General features: G+C 67.2%; 18 protein-coding genes. 3 read left to right on the top strand and 15 right to left on the bottom strand.

Features of this window, described 5'->3' with window-relative positions; all coding sequences use genetic code 11:
- Positions 1-68: 68 nt before the first annotated feature.
- The 11 genes from AQ610_RS01095 to flhD all read right to left on the bottom strand — a co-directional run bounded on the left by AQ610_RS01095 (position 69) and on the right by flhD (position 11,153).
- Complete coding sequence (locus AQ610_RS01095) at positions 69-1,163, bottom strand: protein-glutamate methylesterase/protein-glutamine glutaminase (protein ID WP_006023820.1); 1,095 nt, start codon at positions 1,161-1,163, stop codon at positions 69-71.
- A 5-nt stretch (positions 1,164-1,168) separates the two neighbouring features.
- A complete protein-coding gene (gene cheD, locus AQ610_RS01090; protein ID WP_006023821.1) occupies positions 1,169-1,873 on the bottom strand; it encodes a chemoreceptor glutamine deamidase CheD in 705 nt (234 codons plus the stop codon).
- Positions 1,870-2,811 (bottom strand): CheR family methyltransferase, encoded by a 942-nt coding sequence (locus tag AQ610_RS01085; RefSeq protein ID WP_006023822.1) that lies wholly within the window; start codon positions 2,809-2,811, stop codon positions 1,870-1,872. Before AQ610_RS01085 ends, cheD begins: the two co-directional genes overlap by 4 nt.
- Positions 2,812-2,814: 3 nt before the next feature.
- Entirely contained in the window at positions 2,815-4,794 is a 1,980-nt protein-coding gene (locus AQ610_RS01080) for a methyl-accepting chemotaxis protein (RefSeq protein WP_006023823.1), read from the bottom strand.
- A gap of 40 nt (positions 4,795-4,834) precedes the next feature.
- On the bottom strand, positions 4,835-5,362 hold the full coding sequence (cheW, locus tag AQ610_RS01075; RefSeq protein WP_006023824.1) for a chemotaxis protein CheW: 528 nt from the start codon (positions 5,360-5,362) through the stop codon (positions 4,835-4,837).
- Between the two features lie 30 nt (positions 5,363-5,392).
- A complete protein-coding gene (cheA, locus tag AQ610_RS01070) occupies positions 5,393-7,672 on the bottom strand; it encodes a chemotaxis protein CheA (protein WP_006023825.1) in 2,280 nt (759 codons plus the stop codon).
- Positions 7,673-7,703: 31 nt separating this feature from the next.
- Positions 7,704-8,084, bottom strand: a complete 381-nt coding sequence (locus AQ610_RS01065) for a response regulator (protein ID WP_006023826.1) — start codon at positions 8,082-8,084, stop codon at positions 7,704-7,706.
- Between the two features lie 30 nt (positions 8,085-8,114).
- A complete protein-coding gene (gene motB / locus AQ610_RS01060) occupies positions 8,115-9,137 on the bottom strand; it encodes a flagellar motor protein MotB (RefSeq protein WP_006023827.1) in 1,023 nt (340 codons plus the stop codon).
- Between the two features lie 16 nt (positions 9,138-9,153).
- Positions 9,154-10,014: a flagellar motor stator protein MotA gene (motA, locus tag AQ610_RS01055; RefSeq protein WP_009913920.1), complete on the bottom strand. Its 861-nt coding sequence runs from the start codon at positions 10,012-10,014 to the stop codon at positions 9,154-9,156.
- Between the two features lie 173 nt (positions 10,015-10,187).
- Complete coding sequence (gene flhC, locus AQ610_RS01050) at positions 10,188-10,739, bottom strand: flagellar transcriptional regulator FlhC (RefSeq protein WP_043281844.1); 552 nt, start codon at positions 10,737-10,739, stop codon at positions 10,188-10,190.
- Between the two features lie 93 nt (positions 10,740-10,832).
- Entirely contained in the window at positions 10,833-11,153 is a 321-nt protein-coding gene (gene flhD / locus AQ610_RS37860) for a flagellar transcriptional regulator FlhD (RefSeq protein ID WP_006023830.1), read from the bottom strand.
- 594 nt (positions 11,154-11,747) lie between these two features.
- Here flhD and AQ610_RS01040 point away from each other — a divergent pair.
- Positions 11,748-12,812, top strand: a complete 1,065-nt coding sequence (locus tag AQ610_RS01040; RefSeq protein WP_006023831.1) for a glycosyltransferase family 4 protein — start codon at positions 11,748-11,750, stop codon at positions 12,810-12,812.
- Between the two features lie 103 nt (positions 12,813-12,915).
- Here AQ610_RS01040 and AQ610_RS01035 read toward each other — a convergent pair whose 3' ends face one another.
- The gene (locus tag AQ610_RS01035) at positions 12,916-13,212 is read right to left on the bottom strand and encodes an H-NS histone family protein (RefSeq protein ID WP_006023832.1); all 297 of its coding nucleotides are present in this window, start codon (positions 13,210-13,212) and stop codon (positions 12,916-12,918) included.
- Positions 13,213-13,518: 306 nt separating this feature from the next.
- On the opposite strand from AQ610_RS01035, the gene aqpZ reads away from it, so the two are divergent.
- A complete protein-coding gene (aqpZ, locus tag AQ610_RS01030) occupies positions 13,519-14,223 on the top strand; it encodes an aquaporin Z (RefSeq protein ID WP_009913923.1) in 705 nt (234 codons plus the stop codon).
- 123 nt (positions 14,224-14,346) lie between these two features.
- Here aqpZ and AQ610_RS01025 read toward each other — a convergent pair whose 3' ends face one another.
- Both AQ610_RS01025 and AQ610_RS01020 read right to left on the bottom strand, forming a co-directional pair.
- Positions 14,347-15,168 carry a Cof-type HAD-IIB family hydrolase gene (locus tag AQ610_RS01025; protein WP_006023835.1) on the bottom strand — a complete coding sequence of 274 codons (822 nt, stop codon included), beginning with the start codon at positions 15,166-15,168 and terminating at the stop codon, positions 14,347-14,349.
- Between the two features lie 111 nt (positions 15,169-15,279).
- Positions 15,280-16,170, bottom strand: a complete 891-nt coding sequence (locus tag AQ610_RS01020; protein ID WP_045554816.1) for a glucosamine kinase nucleotide-binding domain-containing protein — start codon at positions 16,168-16,170, stop codon at positions 15,280-15,282.
- A gap of 151 nt (positions 16,171-16,321) precedes the next feature.
- Here AQ610_RS01020 and AQ610_RS01015 point away from each other — a divergent pair, with 151 nt between their 5' ends.
- Positions 16,322-16,930 carry a DNA-3-methyladenine glycosylase I gene (locus tag AQ610_RS01015; protein ID WP_006023838.1) on the top strand — a complete coding sequence of 203 codons (609 nt, stop codon included), beginning with the start codon at positions 16,322-16,324 and terminating at the stop codon, positions 16,928-16,930.
- Positions 16,931-17,325: 395 nt separating this feature from the next.
- On the opposite strand, the gene rpsU is transcribed toward AQ610_RS01015, so the two are convergent.
- The gene (rpsU, locus tag AQ610_RS01010; protein WP_004198205.1) at positions 17,326-17,538 is read right to left on the bottom strand and encodes a 30S ribosomal protein S21; all 213 of its coding nucleotides are present in this window, start codon (positions 17,536-17,538) and stop codon (positions 17,326-17,328) included.
- Positions 17,539-17,705 lie beyond the last annotated feature (167 nt).

Here is a 17,705-nt window from a genome sequence, read left to right as displayed (position 1 = left end):
TCCTTTCCTGATTCATGTCCTGTAACGGTGGCGCCTGGGGCCTGTCCACGCTGATGGCGTGGCCGGCGTTACACGCGCTGCACGCGATCGCCCATCGACGCGAGGCGCGCCATGATACGGCGACTCATGTCGGAAAGGGGCGCGACGTCGTCGACGCCGCCCATCGCGATCGCCTCGCGCGGCATGCCGAACACGACGCAGCTCACCTCGTCCTGCGCGAATGTATACGCGCCCGCCTTTTTCATTTCAAGCAGCCCGGCCGCGCCGTCGCGGCCCATCCCCGTCAGGATCACGCCGAGCGCGTTCTTGCCCGCGTGCTGCGCGGCCGAGCGGAACAGCACGTCGACCGACGGGCGATGCCGGTTGACGGGCGGATCGTCCGACAGGTGCGCGATGTAGTTCGCGCCGCTTCTCGCGAGCAGCAGGTGCGCGTGGCCGGGCGCGATGTACGCGTGGCCCGGCAGCACGCGCTCGCCGTGCTCCGCTTCCTTCACCGAGATCCGGCACAGCCCGTTCAGGCGCTGCGCGAACGAGCGCGTGAAACCGGGCGGCATGTGCTGCGCGATCAGCACGGCGGGCGCGTCGGGCGGCAGCGGCGTCAGCACTTCGCGGATCGCCTCGGTGCCGCCCGTCGACGCGCCGACGATGATCAGCTTCTCGGTACTGACGAGCGGGTTGTTGATGAGCGGCGCGACGGCGCCCGCGTGGCCGTGCGCGGCCGCGGCGGCAGCCGGATGCGGCTGCGGATTCTGCCGCACGCGCGCACGCGATGCCGCGCGCACCTTGTCGGCCAGCTTTTCCGCGTAGTCGAGCATCCCGTCGCGAATCCCCACGCGCGGCTTCGTCACGAAGTCGACCGCGCCCAGCTCGAGCGCGCGCAGCGTGATCTCCGAGCCGCGCTCGGTCAGCGACGACACCATCACGACCGGCATCGGCCGCAGGCGCATCAGCTTTTCGAGAAAGTCGAGGCCGTCCATCCGCGGCATTTCGACGTCGAGCGTCAGCACGTCCGGGTTGTGCTGCTTGATCAGCTCTCGCGCCACGAGCGGATCGGGCGCCGTCGCGCACACCTCCATGTCGGGCTGGCTGTTGATGATTTCGGTCATCAGGCTGCGGATCAGCGCCGAATCGTCGACGCACAGCACTTTGATTTTCTTCTGCACAGCGTTCAAGCCTCCTGCTTTCTTGTGGCGGGCTGCGTGGCCCGCGTACCGAACAATTCGATGCGAGGCTTCGCCTGAGCCTTCGGCGCGGGCGTGCCGAACAGCTCGACGCGCGGCCGCGCGCGGGCGGCGCGCTCGCCGCGCGGGCCGGCCGCCTCGCGCGCGAGCGCGGCTTCCCGCTCCGCGACGTCGGGCGCCTGCACGCGCAGCTTCTTGACCATCGCCTGCCCCGTGTGCGGCATGAACGCGACCTTGCGCGGATGCACGCCCTGCAGATCCTCCGCGGTGATGCGGATGCGCTCGAGCGCCAGATAGCGGCGCGCGAAATCGGCGTTGCGATCGCCGATGTTGATCGTCGTCATCCCGGCGAGCACGGCCGCGCCGCCGAACACCTTCGCTTCGAAGCGCTCGCGGCGGCCGCCCGCCTTGATCAGCTCGTTGATCAGCACTTCCATCGCATACGCGCCGTAGCGCATCGATTCGGACGCGGCGGCGGACGGGTCCGCGCCGTCGTCCGGCAGCATGAAGTGGTTCATCCCGCCGATCCGCGCGATCGGATCGTGCAGGCACGCGGCGACGCACGAGCCGAGCACGGTGACGAGAACCATGTCCTCGTGCGTCGTGTAGAACTCGTTCGGCAGCAGCTTCACGCCGCGGCGGTGAAAGTGCGCGTCGAAATAGAGATTGGTCGCGATCGGCAGCCCGCTCATCGGAGTTCCGCCTCCGCCGCCGCGACGCGCGCGCGCACGCGCGGCGCGGCCGGCTGCCCGTCGCGCGTCAGCTCGTAGACCGTCTGCCCGCGCAGGCGAAACGCCTGCGTCACATACGTGAAGTTCTCCGAATGGCCGGCGAACAGCAGGCCGCCCGGCTTCATCAGCGGCTCGAAGCGCGCGAGCACCTGCGATTGCGTCGGCTTGTCGAAGTAGATCATCACGTTGCGGCAGAAGATCGCGTCGAACGGCTTCGTGAGGCCGTAGTCGGCGTCGGTCAGGTTCAACTGCCCGAAGCGGATCATCGCGCGCAGCTCGGGGCGCACCTTCACGCGGCCCGCCTGCGCGCCCGTGCCTTTCAGAAAGAAGCGCTTGAGCCGCTCGGGCGACAGGTGCTTGACCTGCTCGAACGCGTAGACCCCCGCTTCGGCCTTCGCGAGCACCTGCGTGTCGAGATCGGTCGCGAGCACGCTCGCCGAGCGCGCGGCCGATTCGCCGAGCGCCTCGACGAGCGTCATCGCGATCGAATACGGCTCTTCGCCCGTCGACGCCGCCGAGCACCACACCGACACCGGCTGCTCGCGGCGCTTGACGAATTCGGCGAGGATCGGAAAGTGATGCGATTCGCGGAAGAACGCGGTCAGGTTCGTCGTCAGCGAGTTCGTGAACGCTTCCCATTCGGACGGGTCGTTTTCACGTTCGAGCAGCTCGAGGTAATCGCAAAAGCGGTCGAGCCCACGCGCGCGCAGCCGCCGCGCGAGGCGGCTGTACGCCATGTCGCGCTTGTGCTCGGACAGCGAGATGCCCGCGCGCCGATGGATCAGCGCGCGGATCTTCGCGAAATCGGCGGACGTGAATTCGAAGTCCCGCGCAGCGTCGCCCGACCGCTCTTGCGGTTCGAGTGCGTCGAGACGAGTGGCGGCGCGTGCGGGCGTCATGGCTCAGAAGGTTTCCCAGTCGTCGTCGGAAACGGCAGACACGGCCGCGGGCTTCGGCTCGCCCGACAGCACCGGGCGCTTGAGCGCGAAGGACGACGCGGGGGCGGGGGCGGCTTGCGGCGCGGCGGCGCCGGCCGCGTTCGTTGCCGGGCGCGCGGCGGCGCCGGGCTTCGCGAGCTTCGGCGCATAGGCGGACGACGCCGGCGATGCAGCGGAAGTCTTCGCGGAATGCGGCGCGGCGGCCGGCGCGACGGCCGCCGACACCCGCGACGATCCGGACACGCCGGCAGTTGCGGTCGCGCTCGCGGCACGCTGCCCGCTCGACGCGCTCGCGCGGGCATTCACGTTCGAACGCACGCTCGAAGCCGCCGACGACGAAGCAGCCGACGAATCCGCCAACGAATCCGGCGCCGCCGACGACGCGATCCCGCCTTCGACGCGCCACGCCGACACGATCTGCTTCATCTGCCGCGTCTGATCCTCGAGCGACGCGGCCGCGGCGGCGGCTTCCTCGACGAGCGCCGCGTTCTGCTGCGTGACGGCGTCCATCTGGCTGACCGCGCGGTTCACCTGGACGATGCCTGTCGACTGCTCTTCGGACGCCGCGCTGATCTCGCCCATGATGTCGGTCACGCGGCGCACCGCCTGGACGATCTCGGCCATCGTCGTGCCCGCGCGCTCGACGAGCGCGGAGCCGCTTTGCACCTTGTGCGCGGAATCGCCGATCAACTGCTTGATTTCCTTCGCGGCCGTCGCGCTCCTCTGCGCGAGCGAGCGCACCTCGCCCGCGACGACCGCGAAGCCGCGGCCCTGCTCGCCCGCGCGCGCGGCCTCGACGGCCGCGTTCAGCGCGAGGATGTTGGTCTGGAACGCGATCCCTTCGATCGTGCCGATGATGTCGGCCACCTTCGTCGAGCTCGTCGCGATGTCCTGCATCGTCGTGACGACCTGGCCGACGACCTCGCCGCCCTGCGTCGCGATGTCGGACGCGTTGACCGCGAGCTGGCTCGCCTGCCGCGCGTTCTCCGCGTTCTGGCGCACGGTGCCCGTCAGTTGCTCCATGCTCGACGCGGTTTCCTGCAGTGACGCCGCCTGCGATTCGGTGCGCGCGGACAGGTCCGCGTTGCCGCTCGAGATCTCGCGCGCGCCGACGTCGACCGCCTGCGCACCGCGATGCAGGGCCTTCACCATGTCGGCGACGGCCGCCTGCATCCGGCCGATGCCCTGGAACAGCCGGCCGATTTCGTTGTTGCCGGCGGCCTGCGCCGCCGGCGTGAGGTCGCCCGCCGCGATCCGCTCGAACTGCGCGATCGCGACGTTCAGCGGCTGCACGATGAGCCCGCGCAGCGCGAAGCGGATGCCGATCACCATCATGAACGCGGCGACGATGCCCGCCGCGATCAGCGCGATCATCAGCGAGATGCGCGCCTGCGTCGCGTCGAAGCGCGATTCCGCGCGCGTCGAATACGCGGCGACCACCGCGGCCGCCGCCTTGTCGTACGCGACGAACATCGGGCTGATCTTCGTGTCGGCGATCGCGTGATACGCGGCGAGGTCGCCCGCGCCCGCGGCGGCGAATTCCGGCTCGACGCCTTCCTTCGCGAGCGTCGCGTAGCGCGCGGCGAGCTCGTCGGTCAGCACCGGGTCGACGCCCTCCTTCGACGCGGCCGCATACGCCTGCCAGTTCTGCGTCGACTTCGCGTACAGCTCCTGCGCGCGCGCGAGCACCTTCTTCGCCTCGTCGGCGTTGCCGGCCTCGGACAGCGTCTTGAAGCGGTCGAGCGCGACGCGCGCGCGCAGCAGGTACGACGACGCGTCGTCGAGCGTGTGGATCGTCGGCAGATCGCCGTGCGCGATCGCGTCGAGCGAGCGGCTCGCGTGATTGAGCGCATACAGCCCGAGCCCGCCGACCAGCGCGGCGACGAGCACCAGCATGCATCCGACGGCCGTGAGCGTCGTGCGGATCGACCAGTTGTGCAGCATCGTCAGCTCCCCGTAATTCCGTTGCCTGCGTCGAGCCCGCTTATGCGCCGAGCGTCTCGATCAGCGCCATCTCCTTGCTCGTCATCAGCTTCTCGATGTCCATCAGGATCAGCATCCGGCCATCGACCGTGCCGAGCCCCGTCAGGTACTCGGTCGTCAGCACGCCGCCGAATTCCGGCGCGGGCATGATCTGCTCGGTCGACAGCGTGAGCACGTCGGACACGCCGTCGACCACCATCCCGACGACGCGATGCGCGACGTTCAGAATGATCACGACGGTCTGATGGTCGTAGTCGACACGGCCGAGGTGGAACTTGATCCGCATGTCGACGATCGGCACGATGATGCCGCGCAGGTTGATCACGCCCTTGATGAACTCGGGCGCGTTCGCGATCCGCGTGACGCTGTCGTAGCCGCGGATTTCCTGCACTTTCAGGATATCGATGCCGTATTCCTCGTCGCCGAGCGTGAAGACGAGGAATTCCTGGCCCGCCGCGTCGCCCTGCTCGGCGTCGCGGCGGCTGGCCGCGTTCGGCGCGGCCGGATGATTCGTTTGGACTTCGGACACGTTAGCCCCCAGGTCGATGGATCACGTAAATTAGGACACCGCGAGCGCGGCGCTCGCGTGCGAGCCGTGCGTCGTGCGGGTCTCGCGATTGAGCGCCGCGACGTCGACGATCAGCGCGACGCTGCCGTCGCCGAGAATCGTCGCGGCCGAAATGCCGTACACCTTGCGGTAGTTCGTCTCGAGGTTCTTGACGACCACCTGCTGCTGGCCGACCAGCTCGTCGATCAGCATCGCGAAGCGGCGGCCTTCCGTCTGCATGATCGTGACGATGCCCTGCGTCGGATCGGTGCGCGCGTCGTCGACCGAGAACACCTCGTGCAGCGCGACGAGCGGCAGGTATTCGCCGCGCACGCGCACGACGCGCTCGCCGTTGCCGATCGTGTAGATGTCGTCGGCCGCCGGCTGCAGCGACTCCATCACGAAGTTCAGCGGCAGGATGAAGATCTCGCTGCCCACCTTCACCGACATCCCGTCGAGAATCGCGAGCGTGAGCGGCAGCACGATCCGCGTCGTCGTGCCGCGACCGGCCTGCGACGAAATTTCGACGTGCCCGCCCATCGACTGGATGTTGCGCTTGACGACGTCCATCCCGACGCCGCGGCCCGACACGTCGGTCACGACTTCGGCGGTCGAGAAGCCCGGCGCGAAGATCAGGTTCCACACTTCTTCGTCGCTGATGTTCTCGGAGATCTGCATCCCCTGCTTGGCCGCCTTCGCGAGGATCTTGTCGCGGCTCAGGCCCGCGCCGTCGTCGCTGACCTCGATCACGATGTTGCCGCCGTGGTGCGCGGCCGACAGCACGAGCTGGCCGACCGCGTCCTTGCCTGCCGCGCGGCGCGCCTCGACGGTCTCGATCCCGTGATCGAGGCTGTTGCGCACGAGGTGCGTCAGCGGATCGATGATCCGTTCGATGAGACTCTTGTCGAGCTCGGTCGCCTGGCCGAACGTGACGAGCTCGACCTGCTTGCCGAGCTTGCCCGCGAGATCGCGCACGAGCCGCGGGAAGCGGCTGAACACGTAATCCATCGGCATCATCCGGATCGACATCACCGCTTCCTGCAGATCGCGCGCGTTGCGCTCGAGCTGCGCCATCCCGTTGTACAGGCGGTCGTGCAGCGCCGGATCGAACGCGCTCGTCGTCTCGGCGAGCATCGCCTGCGTGATCACGAGCTCGCCGACGAGGTTGATCAACTGGTCGACCTTCTCCACGCCGACGCGAATCGAGCTGCCCTCCGCGCTCGCGGCGGCGGCCGGTCGCGGCTTGCGGTCGTCGTGATGCTGCGCGGCGGCGGATGCCGCGGCCGGCGCCGGCGTGGCGGGCGCGGCGGCAGGTGCGCTCGGTGCGGCGACTGGCGCGGCCGGCCGCGCTTCGGCGACGAGCGCCGCTGCCGGCCGGGCCGCCGCCGGTTCCGGCGCGGCTTCAACGGCCGCGGCTTCATGGGCGGTTTCGTGGGCGGCTTCCTCCCGCTGCTGCGCCACCGGCGTCGCGGCGTCCGCCGCCTGCGCGTCGCCCGCGCCCGGCGCAGCGCCGCGGCCGATCGCGATCTGGCTTTCGTCGATCACGAAGCAGCACACGGCGACGATGTCGTCCGACGACACGTCGGTCTCGAGCCACAGCGTGAGCGCGTCGCCCGTCTTCGTGCGGCCGACGATCCGCCCGAGATTGCCGAGCTCCTCGGTCAGCAGTTCCTGGTCCTTGTCGCCGACGCCCGTCAGCGTGATCTTCAGATGCGGGCCATCGCCGCCGCCCGTGGCGCCAGGCGCGCCGGGCGCCGGGTGCGCGGCCTCGACCGCCTGCTCGACGACGTGCTCGGGCGCGCCGCACACGCCCATCGTCGACGCGGCCGGCTCAGCCGTGACGACGGGCGCGGCCGATTGAGCGGCGGCCGGCGCCGCGGCGGGCGCCGCCTGCGCGCCGCTCGCCGACGCCTTCAGCCGCTCGAGCTTCGCGCAGATCGCGGCCGCGGCGGCCGCATCGGGCTCGGCGCTCGCGCGGTAGTCGGCGAGCTGGTCGGACAGCACGTCCTTCGTCTCGAGGAACGCGTCGACCATCTCCTTCGTCAGGGTGAGCTCATGATTGCGCGCGCGATCGAGCAGCGATTCGAGGATGTGCGTCGTTTCCGTGAGCGCGGTGAAGCCGAACGTCGCGGCGCCGCCCTTGATCGAATGCGCGGCGCGGAAGATAGCCGCCAGATCCTCGGGATCGGGCGACGCGACGTCCAGGTTCAGCAGCAGTTGCTCCATCTGCGCGAGCAACTCGTCGGCTTCGTCGAAGAACGTCTGATAGAACTGTGTGATATCGAGAGTCATGCCGGTTCACCGCATAAAAACGTCGTGTTCGTCACGAAAGGCTCGACGACGCCGAAAGCGCCGCGACGAGCTCGATCAGCGCGTCCGGGTCGAGCGGCTTTTCGATCCAGCCGGTCGCGCCCGCCGCGCGCGCCGCATCCTTGAACGCGTCGCCGTTCTCGGTCGTCAGGACGAGAATCGGCGTCGCTTCGTAGGCCGACTGCGAGCGCAGCGCCGCGATCAGCTCGAGGCCATTCTTCTTCGGCATGTAGTGATCGGTCAGCACCAGGTCGAAAGGCGTGGCCATCGCGACATCGAGCCCGACTTCGCCGTCCGAGGCGACGGTCACGTCGTAGCCCGCTTCGCCGAGCGTCGCGCTGAGCAGCGTGCGCATCGTGGCGGAGTCGTCGATGGCGAGAATGGTTCGGATCATGTCGTGTCTCGAATGCGTGTCTCGAATGCGTCAGGGTTTCCTCGCGGCGGGGGCCGACGCGCCCGGCAACGCGGGCGCGTCGGCCGCGCCGGGCGGCGTGATCTGCTGCGCGAGCCGCGCCGAGCCGGCCGCGTCGGACGACAGCGTCGTCGTCGTCGCGTCGTCGCGCATCAGCGCGAGCTCGGACTTGCGGTTCAGCACGATGATGCTGATCCGGCGGTTCTCCGGATCGAGCGGGTCCGCCTTGTTCAGGTTCTGCGTCGACGCGAGGCCGAGCACGCGCAGCACCTTCGCCTCGTCCATGCCGCCCGCGATCAGCTCGCGGCGCGACGCGTTCGCGCGGTCGGCGGACAGCTCCCAGTTGCTGTAGCCCTTCTCGCCGCCCGCATACGGCACGGCGTCAGTGTGGCCCTGGACGATGATGCGGTTCGGCACGTCGTTGAGCGTCTTGCCGATCTCGCGCAGGATGTCGCGCATGTACGGCTCGACGGCGTTGCTCGACATCGCGAACATCGGCCGCTTCTGCGTATCGACGATCTCGATGCGCAGCCCCATCAGCGTCGAATCGATGCGGATCTGCTGCTTGAACTGGCGCAGCGTCGGATTTGCCTCGATGGCCGCCATCAGCTTCACCTGCAGGTCGTGCAGCCGAACCTGCTCGCGGCGCTCGAGCGAGCCCTGCGCCTGCGCGAGCGCGTCGTCTTCGCTCTTCTTCGCGACGCGGTCGGCGAGATGCGTGGAGCCGTCGGTGAGGCGCGTCGCGCCGGCTTCGACGCTCGAGATGTCGCGGCCGCCGCCCTTGACGATGCTCGAATCGTCGGCGCTACGGTCGCCGCTGCCGAAGATCGCAGCCTTCAGCGGCGTGTTGAAGTAGTCGGCGATCCCCTTCAACTGCACGGGCGTCACCGCGGACAGCAGCCACATCAACAGAAAGAACGCCATCATCGCGGTCATGAAGTCCGCGTACGCGAGCTTCCATGCACCACCGTGGTGCCCCTTCTTCTGCTGGCTCACCCGCTTGACGATGATCGCCTGATCCTTGCCCTTGCTCATGTCGGTGCCCTCGCGCTCACTTCGCCTTCACGCGGCGCACGTGCTCTTCGAGTTCGGCGAACGACGGGCGCTCGGTCGAGAACAGCACCTTGCGGCCGAACTCGACGGCGATCGCAGGCGCATAGCCGTTCAGGCTCGCGAGAATCGTCACCTTGATGCACTGGAACATCTTGGTCGACTCGGCGACGCGCTGCTCCGCGAGGCTCGACAGCGGGCCGATCAGGCCGTACGACAGCAGGATGCCGAGGAACGTGCCGACGAGCGCCTGCGCGATCATCGCGCCCAGCACCGCGGGCGGCTTGTCGGCGGACGCCATCGTGTGGACGACGCCCATCACCGCGGCGACGATCCCGAACGCCGGCATCGCGTCGCCGACGCGCATCAGCGCGTGCGCCGGACCTTCGCCTTCGGCGTGGTGCGTCTCGATCTCCTCGTCCATCAGGCTTTCGATCTCGAACGCGTTCATGTTGCCGCCCACCATCAGGCGCAGGTAGTCGGTCAGGAATTCGACGATGTGATGGTCGGCGAGGATCTTCGGATACTGGGTGAAGATCGGGCTCTTCTCGGGTTCGTCGATGTCCGCCTCGAGCGTGAGCGTGCCTTCCTTGCGCGCCTTCGCGAGCAACACGTACAGGAGCGCCATCAGCTCCATGTAGATGTCCTTGTTGTACTTCGAGCCCTTGAGCAGCGTGGGCAGCACGCGCAGCGTCGCCTTGATCGTCTTGATGCCGTTGCCGATGATGAACGCGCCGACGCCCGCGCCGACGATCATCAGGATCTCGACCGGTTGCACGAGCGCGCCCAGGTGCCCGCCCGCCAGCGCATAGCCGCCGAACACGGACAACAAGGTCACGAGAGTTCCCACGAAAATCAGCACTGCCTGTCCCTCACGAATGAGCAGCCGGGAGGCCGCCGTTAAGTGGTTTACGGCAGTCGCAACGAAAACTTTGGGAAACCGCCCCGGAGAGGCTCGACGGTGTAAACCAGCAGACGGGACAATGACGGAGGCAGGCCGCCCGATGCACGGCCGGCGCGGCCCGGCGAAGAAGCTTACGCGGCGATTGCGGCCTGGTCGGCCCGCGCGGCGGCCTTGCGGGTCCTGCCCGCGCGCGACGGCGGCTGGCAAAGGCCGCACACGTAGCCGTGGTGTGGGTCGTGCGCGTGTGCGACAAAGTGTCCGCCGCAACGGGTGCACGGCGTCGTCTCCAGCATCCCGGAATCGAAGAAGCGCACGAGCGTCCACGCGCGCGTGAGGCTCAGCACCGCCTCGTCGTCGGACAGCCCGACGTGCTCGAGATACAGCCGGTATGCCTTGACGATCGACTGGATCGAATCGCAGCCGCCGTGCTCGCGCATGAAGCGGTAGACGTTGTAGAACAGCGACGAATGGATGTTCGGCTGCCACGTCATGAACCAGTCGGTCGAGAACGGCAGCATTCCCTTCGGCGGCGACACGCCCTTCAGTTCCTTGTAGAGCTTGATCAGGCGATCGCGCGACAGGTTCGTCTCGGCTTCGAGCAGTTGCAGCCGCGCGCCCAGCTCGATCAGCTCGATCGCCAGGGTGATCTCCTTGACTTCGACCACTACGCTCTTGGACGCCATCGTCGCTCTCCGCCATTTACCCAAACAAAACAATCAGATTTCCCGCTTCCACTTATGCAGCAATGCGCCCGGGCGCGGCGCGCGGCTTTCCGTTCAGCGGAAGCTTTCGACCGGCTGGCCGGCCATCAGGATCGCCGAATGCGCGTGAGCGACTGCGGAATTGCGGCCCTTGTCGGCGAGCGACGACAGGAGCGCGTGGTCGTCGAAGCGGAAACGGCAGAGCATCTGGTTCGATGCGGCGAGCTTGACCGTCTGGGCGAGCGTCAGGTTCACGAGCACGTCGGCGAGTTCCCCCGAAATCCCCATGCGGAACATGCCCATGACCTTGTCCTCGCGCAACAGCCGCTGGGCGAGCAGCAGGTAAGACAGGTTGACTTCGTTGATCTCGGCGAGCATTTCGCTGGTTGCGCTCATGATTCGATTCCCCCGTAAGAAATCCTTGGCCAATCGGTAATGCCAGTGAAAACGTTTGCTCGATCTACCCACCGAGAAGGGGGCAATCGGCTTGTTTATATTCTTACGGGCATTTTGGCCAATCGTCGGGGGAGCCGCTATCAGTGAAGGGGAATGCGCTTTGCCGGAATTGTCTGTAAACCGTGTAGGAATTTTTCCGACAAAGGGTGGGAATGGCCCGCAAACGCCCGTCCGGCCGAAAGTCCCGCCAATCAAGGCCGGGAAAACACCATCTTCAGGCGCGACGGCAGCGGGCCGACGGAATTCGCGCCATTGCGGCGCGCGGCTTTCGCATCCCTTTTCTGCCACATCCTAGTCATTCGGCCGGGCGTTTTCTAGGGTTTTTGCGTATTTCATCCTGTAACAAGGGTTAAGCGTTTGAAAAATCGCTCGATACCGCACGGGCGATCCCGATAATGAATCGGAACGCCCGGTCCGGCGACGTTCGCCGCGCACCGCCCCGTCTGCCTGCACGCAGGCGCTCACCGCTTACCGGAGCGAAGCTCGCACCGCCCCCCCGGCGAGTTCCGCCCTCTTCGCAACGGAGAAACGCTCATGCGCATTGCCCAAATCGCCCCGCTCTACGAAGCCGTTCCGCCCAAACTCTATGGGGGCACCGAGCGGGTCGTGTCCTACCTGACCGAGGCGCTCGTCGAAATGGGGCACGACGTCACGCTGTTCGCGAGCGGGGATTCCGTCACGTCGGCGCGCCTCGAAGCCGCATGGCCGCGCGCGCTGCGCCTCGATCCGTCGATCCGCGATGCGATGGCGCCCCATATGCGCCTGCTCGAGCAGGTCGCGCGCGCCGCGCACACGTTCGACATCCTGCATTTCCACCTCGACTATCTGCCGTTCCCGCTGCTGTCGCGCCTCGACGCGCCGTTCGTCACGACGCTGCACGGCCGCCTCGACCTGCCGGAGCTGCAGCCCGTATTCGACGCGTTCCCGAACGCGCCCGTCGTGTCGATCTCGGATTCGCAGCGCACGCCACTGCCGCAGGCCGGCTGGGCGGGCACCGTCTATCACGGGCTGCCCGACACGTTGCTCACGCCGCAGGCCGGCCGCCAGCCCGAGTATCTCGCGTTCCTCGGCCGCATCTGCCCGGAAAAGCGCGTCGACACCGCGATCCGGATCGCCGCGCAAAGCGGCCTGCCGCTCAAGATTGCCGCGAAAGTCGACAAGGTCGACGAGGATTATTTCAAGGCCGAGATCGAACCGCTCCTCGATTCCGCGCACGTCGAGTTCATCGGCGAGATCAACGAAGCGCAGAAGCCCGCGTTCCTGTCGGGCGCGAAGGCGCTGCTGTTCCCGATCGACTGGCCCGAGCCGTTCGGCCTCGTGATGATCGAGGCGATGGCGTGCGGCACGCCCGTCGTCGCGTTCAACCGCGGCTCCGTGCCGGAAGTCATCGACGACGGCCTCACGGGCTTCATCGTCGAGGACGTGCAGGGCGCCGTGGGCGCGCTGCACCGGATCGACGAATTGTCACGCGATGCAATCCGCGCGCAATTCGAGCAACGTTTCAGCTCGCATGCAATGGCGCGGCGCTATATCGACATCTATGAAACGCTGCGCGACGCATCCAAGCAGCCGCAATGGCGACGCGTAGCGGCGGGTTAACCCTTTGGCCGGCGTCATTGCAGAAATGACGCGTCCATTACGTTTTGCATAGCAGAAAGCCGCATCGGGAAATGCGGCTTTCTTTTTGCCAGGCGCCGGATAATCAGCCGATCAAAAAGCGCTCGCGGTTTTTGCCGACGATCCAATGCGGGGGCTTCCCGCGGCCGCTCCACGTGCTGCCCGACTTCGGATCGCGGTACTTGGGGGGCAGCGGCCCCTTCTTCGGCGGACGGCCGCGCCGTGCCCGCTCGGCAAATCCCAAGTCCTGTGCCGTGAGCCCGTACTCGGCGATCTTGCCTTGCAGTTCGGCGACCACGGCCGCGATCTCCTGGCGACGCACTTCTTCGGCCTGGGCCTGCAGCTCCACGATCTGCGCCTTGATTTTCGCGTACTGAGACATTTCAACTCCCTATATCATGATCCGCCTGGCAATTCCCAGCCTAGACACAAAGGTTCTATTGCGCAATCAGAATTGCTACGAAATCTGCGGAAACCATTTCGTCTGATAAATTTTAAAATTCAATTACAATACGTCCTGCAATGCGGCCTTATTCTAATAAAAACGCCGATCGATCAATCTCAATTTGACAATCGTTGACCCTTCGGAGACCATAGAATTTCCTATAATCCAGTCGGCATTCGTGGATGCGTCCCTGCTTTTCACGGCGCAATCCGTTTTCGATTTTCACGACCAGGAACTACTCCAATGAAATTACCTCAGCGTCTCGCAGCGGAAGTGTTCGGCACGTTCTGGCTCGTCCTCGGCGGCTGTGGCAGCGCCGTTCTGGCGGCCGCTTTTCCGGGCCTCGGCATCGGCTTTGCCGGAGTCGCATTGGCATTCGGCCTGACCGTTCTGACGATGGCGTTCGCGATCGGCCACGTTTCCGGGTGTCACCTGAATCCGGCCGTGAGCGTCGGCCTGACGGTGGCGGGACGTTTCCCGGCCCGCGATCTCGTGCCGTACATCGTCGCGCAGGTCGTCGGCGCCACGCTCGGCGCGTTCGTGCTGTATCTGATCGCGACCGGCAAGCCGGGCTTCGACGTCGTCGGCAGCGGCTTCGCGACGAACGGCTATGACGCGCGCTCGCCCGGCCATTACTCGCTCGCGGCCGCGTTCATCTGCGAAGTCGTGCTGACGGGCTTCTTCCTGTTCGTGATCCTCGGCTCGACCGACAAGCGCGCGCCGGCCGGCTTCGCGCCGATCGCGATCGGCCTGTGCCTCACGCTGATCCACCTGATCTCGATCCCGGTGACGAACACGTCGGTGAACCCGGCGCGCTCGACGGGCCCGGCGCTCTTCGTCGGCGGCGAGGCGATCGGCCAACTGTGGCTGTTCTGGGTGGCGCCCATCATCGGCGCGGCGATCGCGGGCGTCGTGTATCCGCTCGTCGCGGGGCGCGACGAAAGCTGATGACGGCGCGGCCGGACTCGCGCCGGCCGCCGGCGACGGGACAAAAGCGAAAACGGGCGCCGCGGCGCCCGTTTTCGTTGCGGATGCGGCTGGCCGCGCGTGCCGGCGAGATCGGCGCGGCGCTCAGTGCGTGGTGGAATCCTCGAGCGCGAACAGCGCGCGCAGATGACGCGCGACGCCCGCTTCGAAGTTGTTGCCGATTCGCGGCACCTTCGGCAGGCGCACGACGAGATCGGGATTCGCATTGTTCATCATGAACGGATGCCCGGCCGTCTCGAGCAGATCGATATCGTTCATGTTGTCGCCGAACGCGACGCAGTGCGCGGGATCGACGCCGAGCCGCTCGAGCACGACGCGCAGCGCACGCCCCTTCGATACGTTCGCGGTCATCACCTCGAGGCAGTCAGGCAGCGAATACGTGACGTACAGCGCACCGCCGAACTGGCGCGCGAGGTTGTCCGACACGATGGCCAGATCCTCGGGCTCGCCGATGTACAGCACCTTCGCGATGTCCGCGCCGTCGTGCGACAGCATGTCGATGACGTCGTAGCGAAATCCGGAATCCTGATGGAATGCGAGCAGATGCGGCGCGTCTCGGTCGATCAGCCAGCCGTCGTTCGTGAACAGATTGACGATCACGCGGCCGTGCGTGCCGACGAGTTCGGGCCGCACCAGTTGCCGCACCGCGTCGGCGGGCACGTCCTGCGCGTGGATCCGCGTGTCGTCCGGCGCGTGCACGCGCGCGCCGTTCGATGTGATCAGGTAAGGGCGAATGCCTAGTACGTCCCGAATGCCGGCGACGTCCGCGTAGTGGCGCCCGGTTGCGATCACGAAGGGCACGCCGCCTTCCGCGAGCCGCCGCACGGTATCGATCGTATAAGGATCGAGCTGGTGGTCGCTGTTGAGCAGGGTTCCGTCGAGATCGGTGGCGATGACTTTATACATGGCGGACGTCGGAGGATGCGGGTGACACGGGAGGAAGCGGACATTTTATCGTCGGACGAAGAATGCCGCTCGCGGCGGGCCGTTCTCTCCCGCAGCCCGCCCCGATCGCGTTCAGCGCGGCGCCGCGAGCCCGAGCCGCGCCGCTTCCCGTTCGGCGAGCCGCAGCGCGCCGTGCGCGGAATCGGCTTGCGGCGCGACGAGCCGCGCGCGGTGCGGTTCGGGCACCGCACTCGCAAGCGCCTCCGCCAGCCCGCCGCACAACGCGACGGGTAGCGCCGCCGCCGGATCGAGCGCGTCGATCATCCTCGCGATCTCGATGCCCGCCTGCTCGATCCAGCGCGCGGCCGCCGGGTGGTCGCGATGGGCGAGCACGATCGGCGCGAGCCCCGCATATGCGGTTTGATTCGCTTCGCACGACCAGACGACGAGCGCATCGCGGCCGGACGCGCCCGTGTGCGCGACGAGCGCCCGGGCGAGCGCGTCGAGCGGCGCACGGCCGTCGAGCGCCTGCTGCGCGTACGACAGCGCGCGCAAGCCGAGCCACGCGCCGCTCGCCTCGTCGCCGGAAGGAAAGCCGTATCCGCCCGCAATCCGGCATGCGCCCGACGCATCGAGCGCGGCCGCGATGCTGCCCGTGCCGAGCGCGACGATCACGCCCGGCCCGCCGCCGTGCGCGCCGACGACGGTCGTATACGCATCGCTTTCCACCACGAATGCGGCAAGCGGCGCGCTCGCACGGAATGCGTTCAGCCACTCGCGATGATTCACGCCGGCAAGCCCGCAGCCGAGCACGCAATGCCGCCAGTCGAACGCGACGCCAGCGCGCGCGCAAGCGTCCGCGCTGGCAGCCTCGATCGAGCGCCACGCGGCCTCTATGCCGAGCGCGAGCCCGGAAGGCCCGGCGCTGCCCTGCGCAAGCTCGCGCCCGCGCGCATCGGCGAGCACCGCGCGCGTGCCGGTGCCGCCGCCGTCGATGCCGATCAGAAAAATGTCGTTGCCCATCGCGTGCTTCAGTTCAGTTGATTCGACGAAATGCCGTTGATGCAAGAAGCTTAACCGCAACGGCTCGCCGCGCCCATCGGCCGAACGGCCAGGCTTGCGCGCCCCCGTCGATCCGTTATGCTGACGCGACCAGATCGACGGGACATGCGAAATGCCGAAGCAGGAACGCTGCAGTTGGGTAAAAACCGAAGCGGACGCTCACTATCACGATACCGAATGGGGCGTGCCGTCGCACGACGACCGGCATCTATTCGAAATGCTCGTGCTCGAAGGCGCGCAAGCGGGCCTGTCTTGGTCGACGATCTTGAACAAGCGCGCCGGCTACCGCGCGGCGTTTGCCGACTTCGACGTCGACAAGGTCGCCCGCTTCACGCCGAAGCGGATCGACGAACTGGTGCTCGATGCGAGCATCGTGCGCAACCGCGCGAAGATCGAGGCGGCCGTCGCCAACGCGCGCGCGGTCCAGCAGATCCGCGCGGAGCACGGCTCGCTCGCCGCGTTCCTGTGGTCGTTCGTCGATCATGCGCCGCTGCAGAACGCGTGGGCGTCGTACCGCGACGCGCCGGCGTCGACCGAGCGCTCGGACGCGCTCAGCAAGGCGCTCAAGCGCTACGGCTGCAAGTTCGTCGGCTCGACGATCTGCTATGCGCTGATGCAGGCGACGGGCATGGTCAACGATCACGAAAGAACCTGCCCGTGCCACACGCGCTGCGCGGCGCTCGGCGAGAAGGCCAGCAGAAAGAGAAAGCCGGCCGCCTGATCCGACAGCCCCGCTCCGCTGCGGCAATCGGCGTCGCCGCGGCGAGCGACCGAATTCGAATGACGTCGCGCTCGGCCAGCGCGACATGACACTGTGCGCGTCGATCGACAACCCGAGGAGCCGGCGCTATCGGGAATTCCAGTCCAGTACGCGGATTACGCGAAGCCCGGCGATCCGCGCACGATGCGCATCACCGCGAAGATCAATTTCCAACGGATCGCATGCTGGCCGCGCCAAGGCGTCAAAGGGCGGCGGCGCGACGCGTGCGAGCAACGGCGCGCATTCGCTTGTGGCGCCTCGCCCTACCCCAGGGCGCCTCACCGGCGGCCACAAAACAAAACGGCGGCGCGGCTTCTTACGAAGCGGCACCGCCGTCGAGGCGAAGCGAACGAAGCTTAGTGGAGCTTCTTCGGCAGCATCTGGCTGCGCAGGCGCTTGTGCAGGCGCTTCACCGCAGCCGCCTTCTTGCGCTTGCGCACGGCGGTCGGCTTTTCGTATGCCTGGCGCTCGCGCAGCTCGGCGATCAGGCCGTTCTTCTCGATGGCGCGGCGGAAGCGGCGAATCGCCACTTCGAACGGCTCGTTTTCTTTCAAAAGAATCGTCGTCATGTCGTTCCTAATTTGCTTGATACGGTCAAAAACGTAGCGGCCAAGCGCCACGCACCGGCCTTCCGGGCGTTTCCACGAACGGGCGAAACGAGCGGGTAGCGGCCTCGGAGGCCGGAAAAGAGAGGCGGAATGCACCGCGAAACGCTCGGCAACCAACACCAGGCGCC

The organism is Burkholderia humptydooensis (genome assembly GCF_001513745.1).
Lineage (GTDB): Bacteria > Pseudomonadota > Gammaproteobacteria > Burkholderiales > Burkholderiaceae > Burkholderia > Burkholderia humptydooensis.
Note: the sequence above shows the minus strand (reverse complement) of the source record. Positions and strands in the feature narration are given on the sequence as shown.

Coding starts and splice junctions, on each gene's coding strand:
- cheD (WP_006023821.1), bottom strand. CDS start 1,873: ATGAGCGGGCTGCCGATCGCGACCAATCTCTATTTCGACGCGCACTTT.
- AQ610_RS01085 (WP_006023822.1), bottom strand. CDS start 2,811: ATGACGCCCGCACGCGCCGCCACTCGTCTCGACGCACTCGAACCGCAA.
- AQ610_RS01080 (WP_006023823.1), bottom strand. CDS start 4,794: ATGCTGCACAACTGGTCGATCCGCACGACGCTCACGGCCGTCGGATGC.
- cheA (WP_006023825.1), bottom strand. CDS start 7,672: ATGACTCTCGATATCACACAGTTCTATCAGACGTTCTTCGACGAAGCC.
- AQ610_RS01065 (WP_006023826.1), bottom strand. CDS start 8,084: ATGATCCGAACCATTCTCGCCATCGACGACTCCGCCACGATGCGCACG.
- motB (WP_006023827.1), bottom strand. CDS start 9,137: ATGAGCAAGGGCAAGGATCAGGCGATCATCGTCAAGCGGGTGAGCCAG.
- flhC (WP_043281844.1), bottom strand. CDS start 10,739: ATGGCGTCCAAGAGCGTAGTGGTCGAAGTCAAGGAGATCACCCTGGCG.
- flhD (WP_006023830.1), bottom strand. CDS start 11,153: ATGAGCGCAACCAGCGAAATGCTCGCCGAGATCAACGAAGTCAACCTG.
- AQ610_RS01040 (WP_006023831.1), top strand. CDS start 11,748: ATGCGCATTGCCCAAATCGCCCCGCTCTACGAAGCCGTTCCGCCCAAA.
- AQ610_RS01035 (WP_006023832.1), bottom strand. CDS start 13,212: ATGTCTCAGTACGCGAAAATCAAGGCGCAGATCGTGGAGCTGCAGGCC.
- aqpZ (WP_009913923.1), top strand. CDS start 13,519: ATGAAATTACCTCAGCGTCTCGCAGCGGAAGTGTTCGGCACGTTCTGG.
- AQ610_RS01025 (WP_006023835.1), bottom strand. CDS start 15,168: ATGTATAAAGTCATCGCCACCGATCTCGACGGAACCCTGCTCAACAGC.
- AQ610_RS01020 (WP_045554816.1), bottom strand. CDS start 16,170: ATGGGCAACGACATTTTTCTGATCGGCATCGACGGCGGCGGCACCGGC.
- AQ610_RS01015 (WP_006023838.1), top strand. CDS start 16,322: ATGCCGAAGCAGGAACGCTGCAGTTGGGTAAAAACCGAAGCGGACGCT.
- rpsU (WP_004198205.1), bottom strand. CDS start 17,538: ATGACGACGATTCTTTTGAAAGAAAACGAGCCGTTCGAAGTGGCGATT.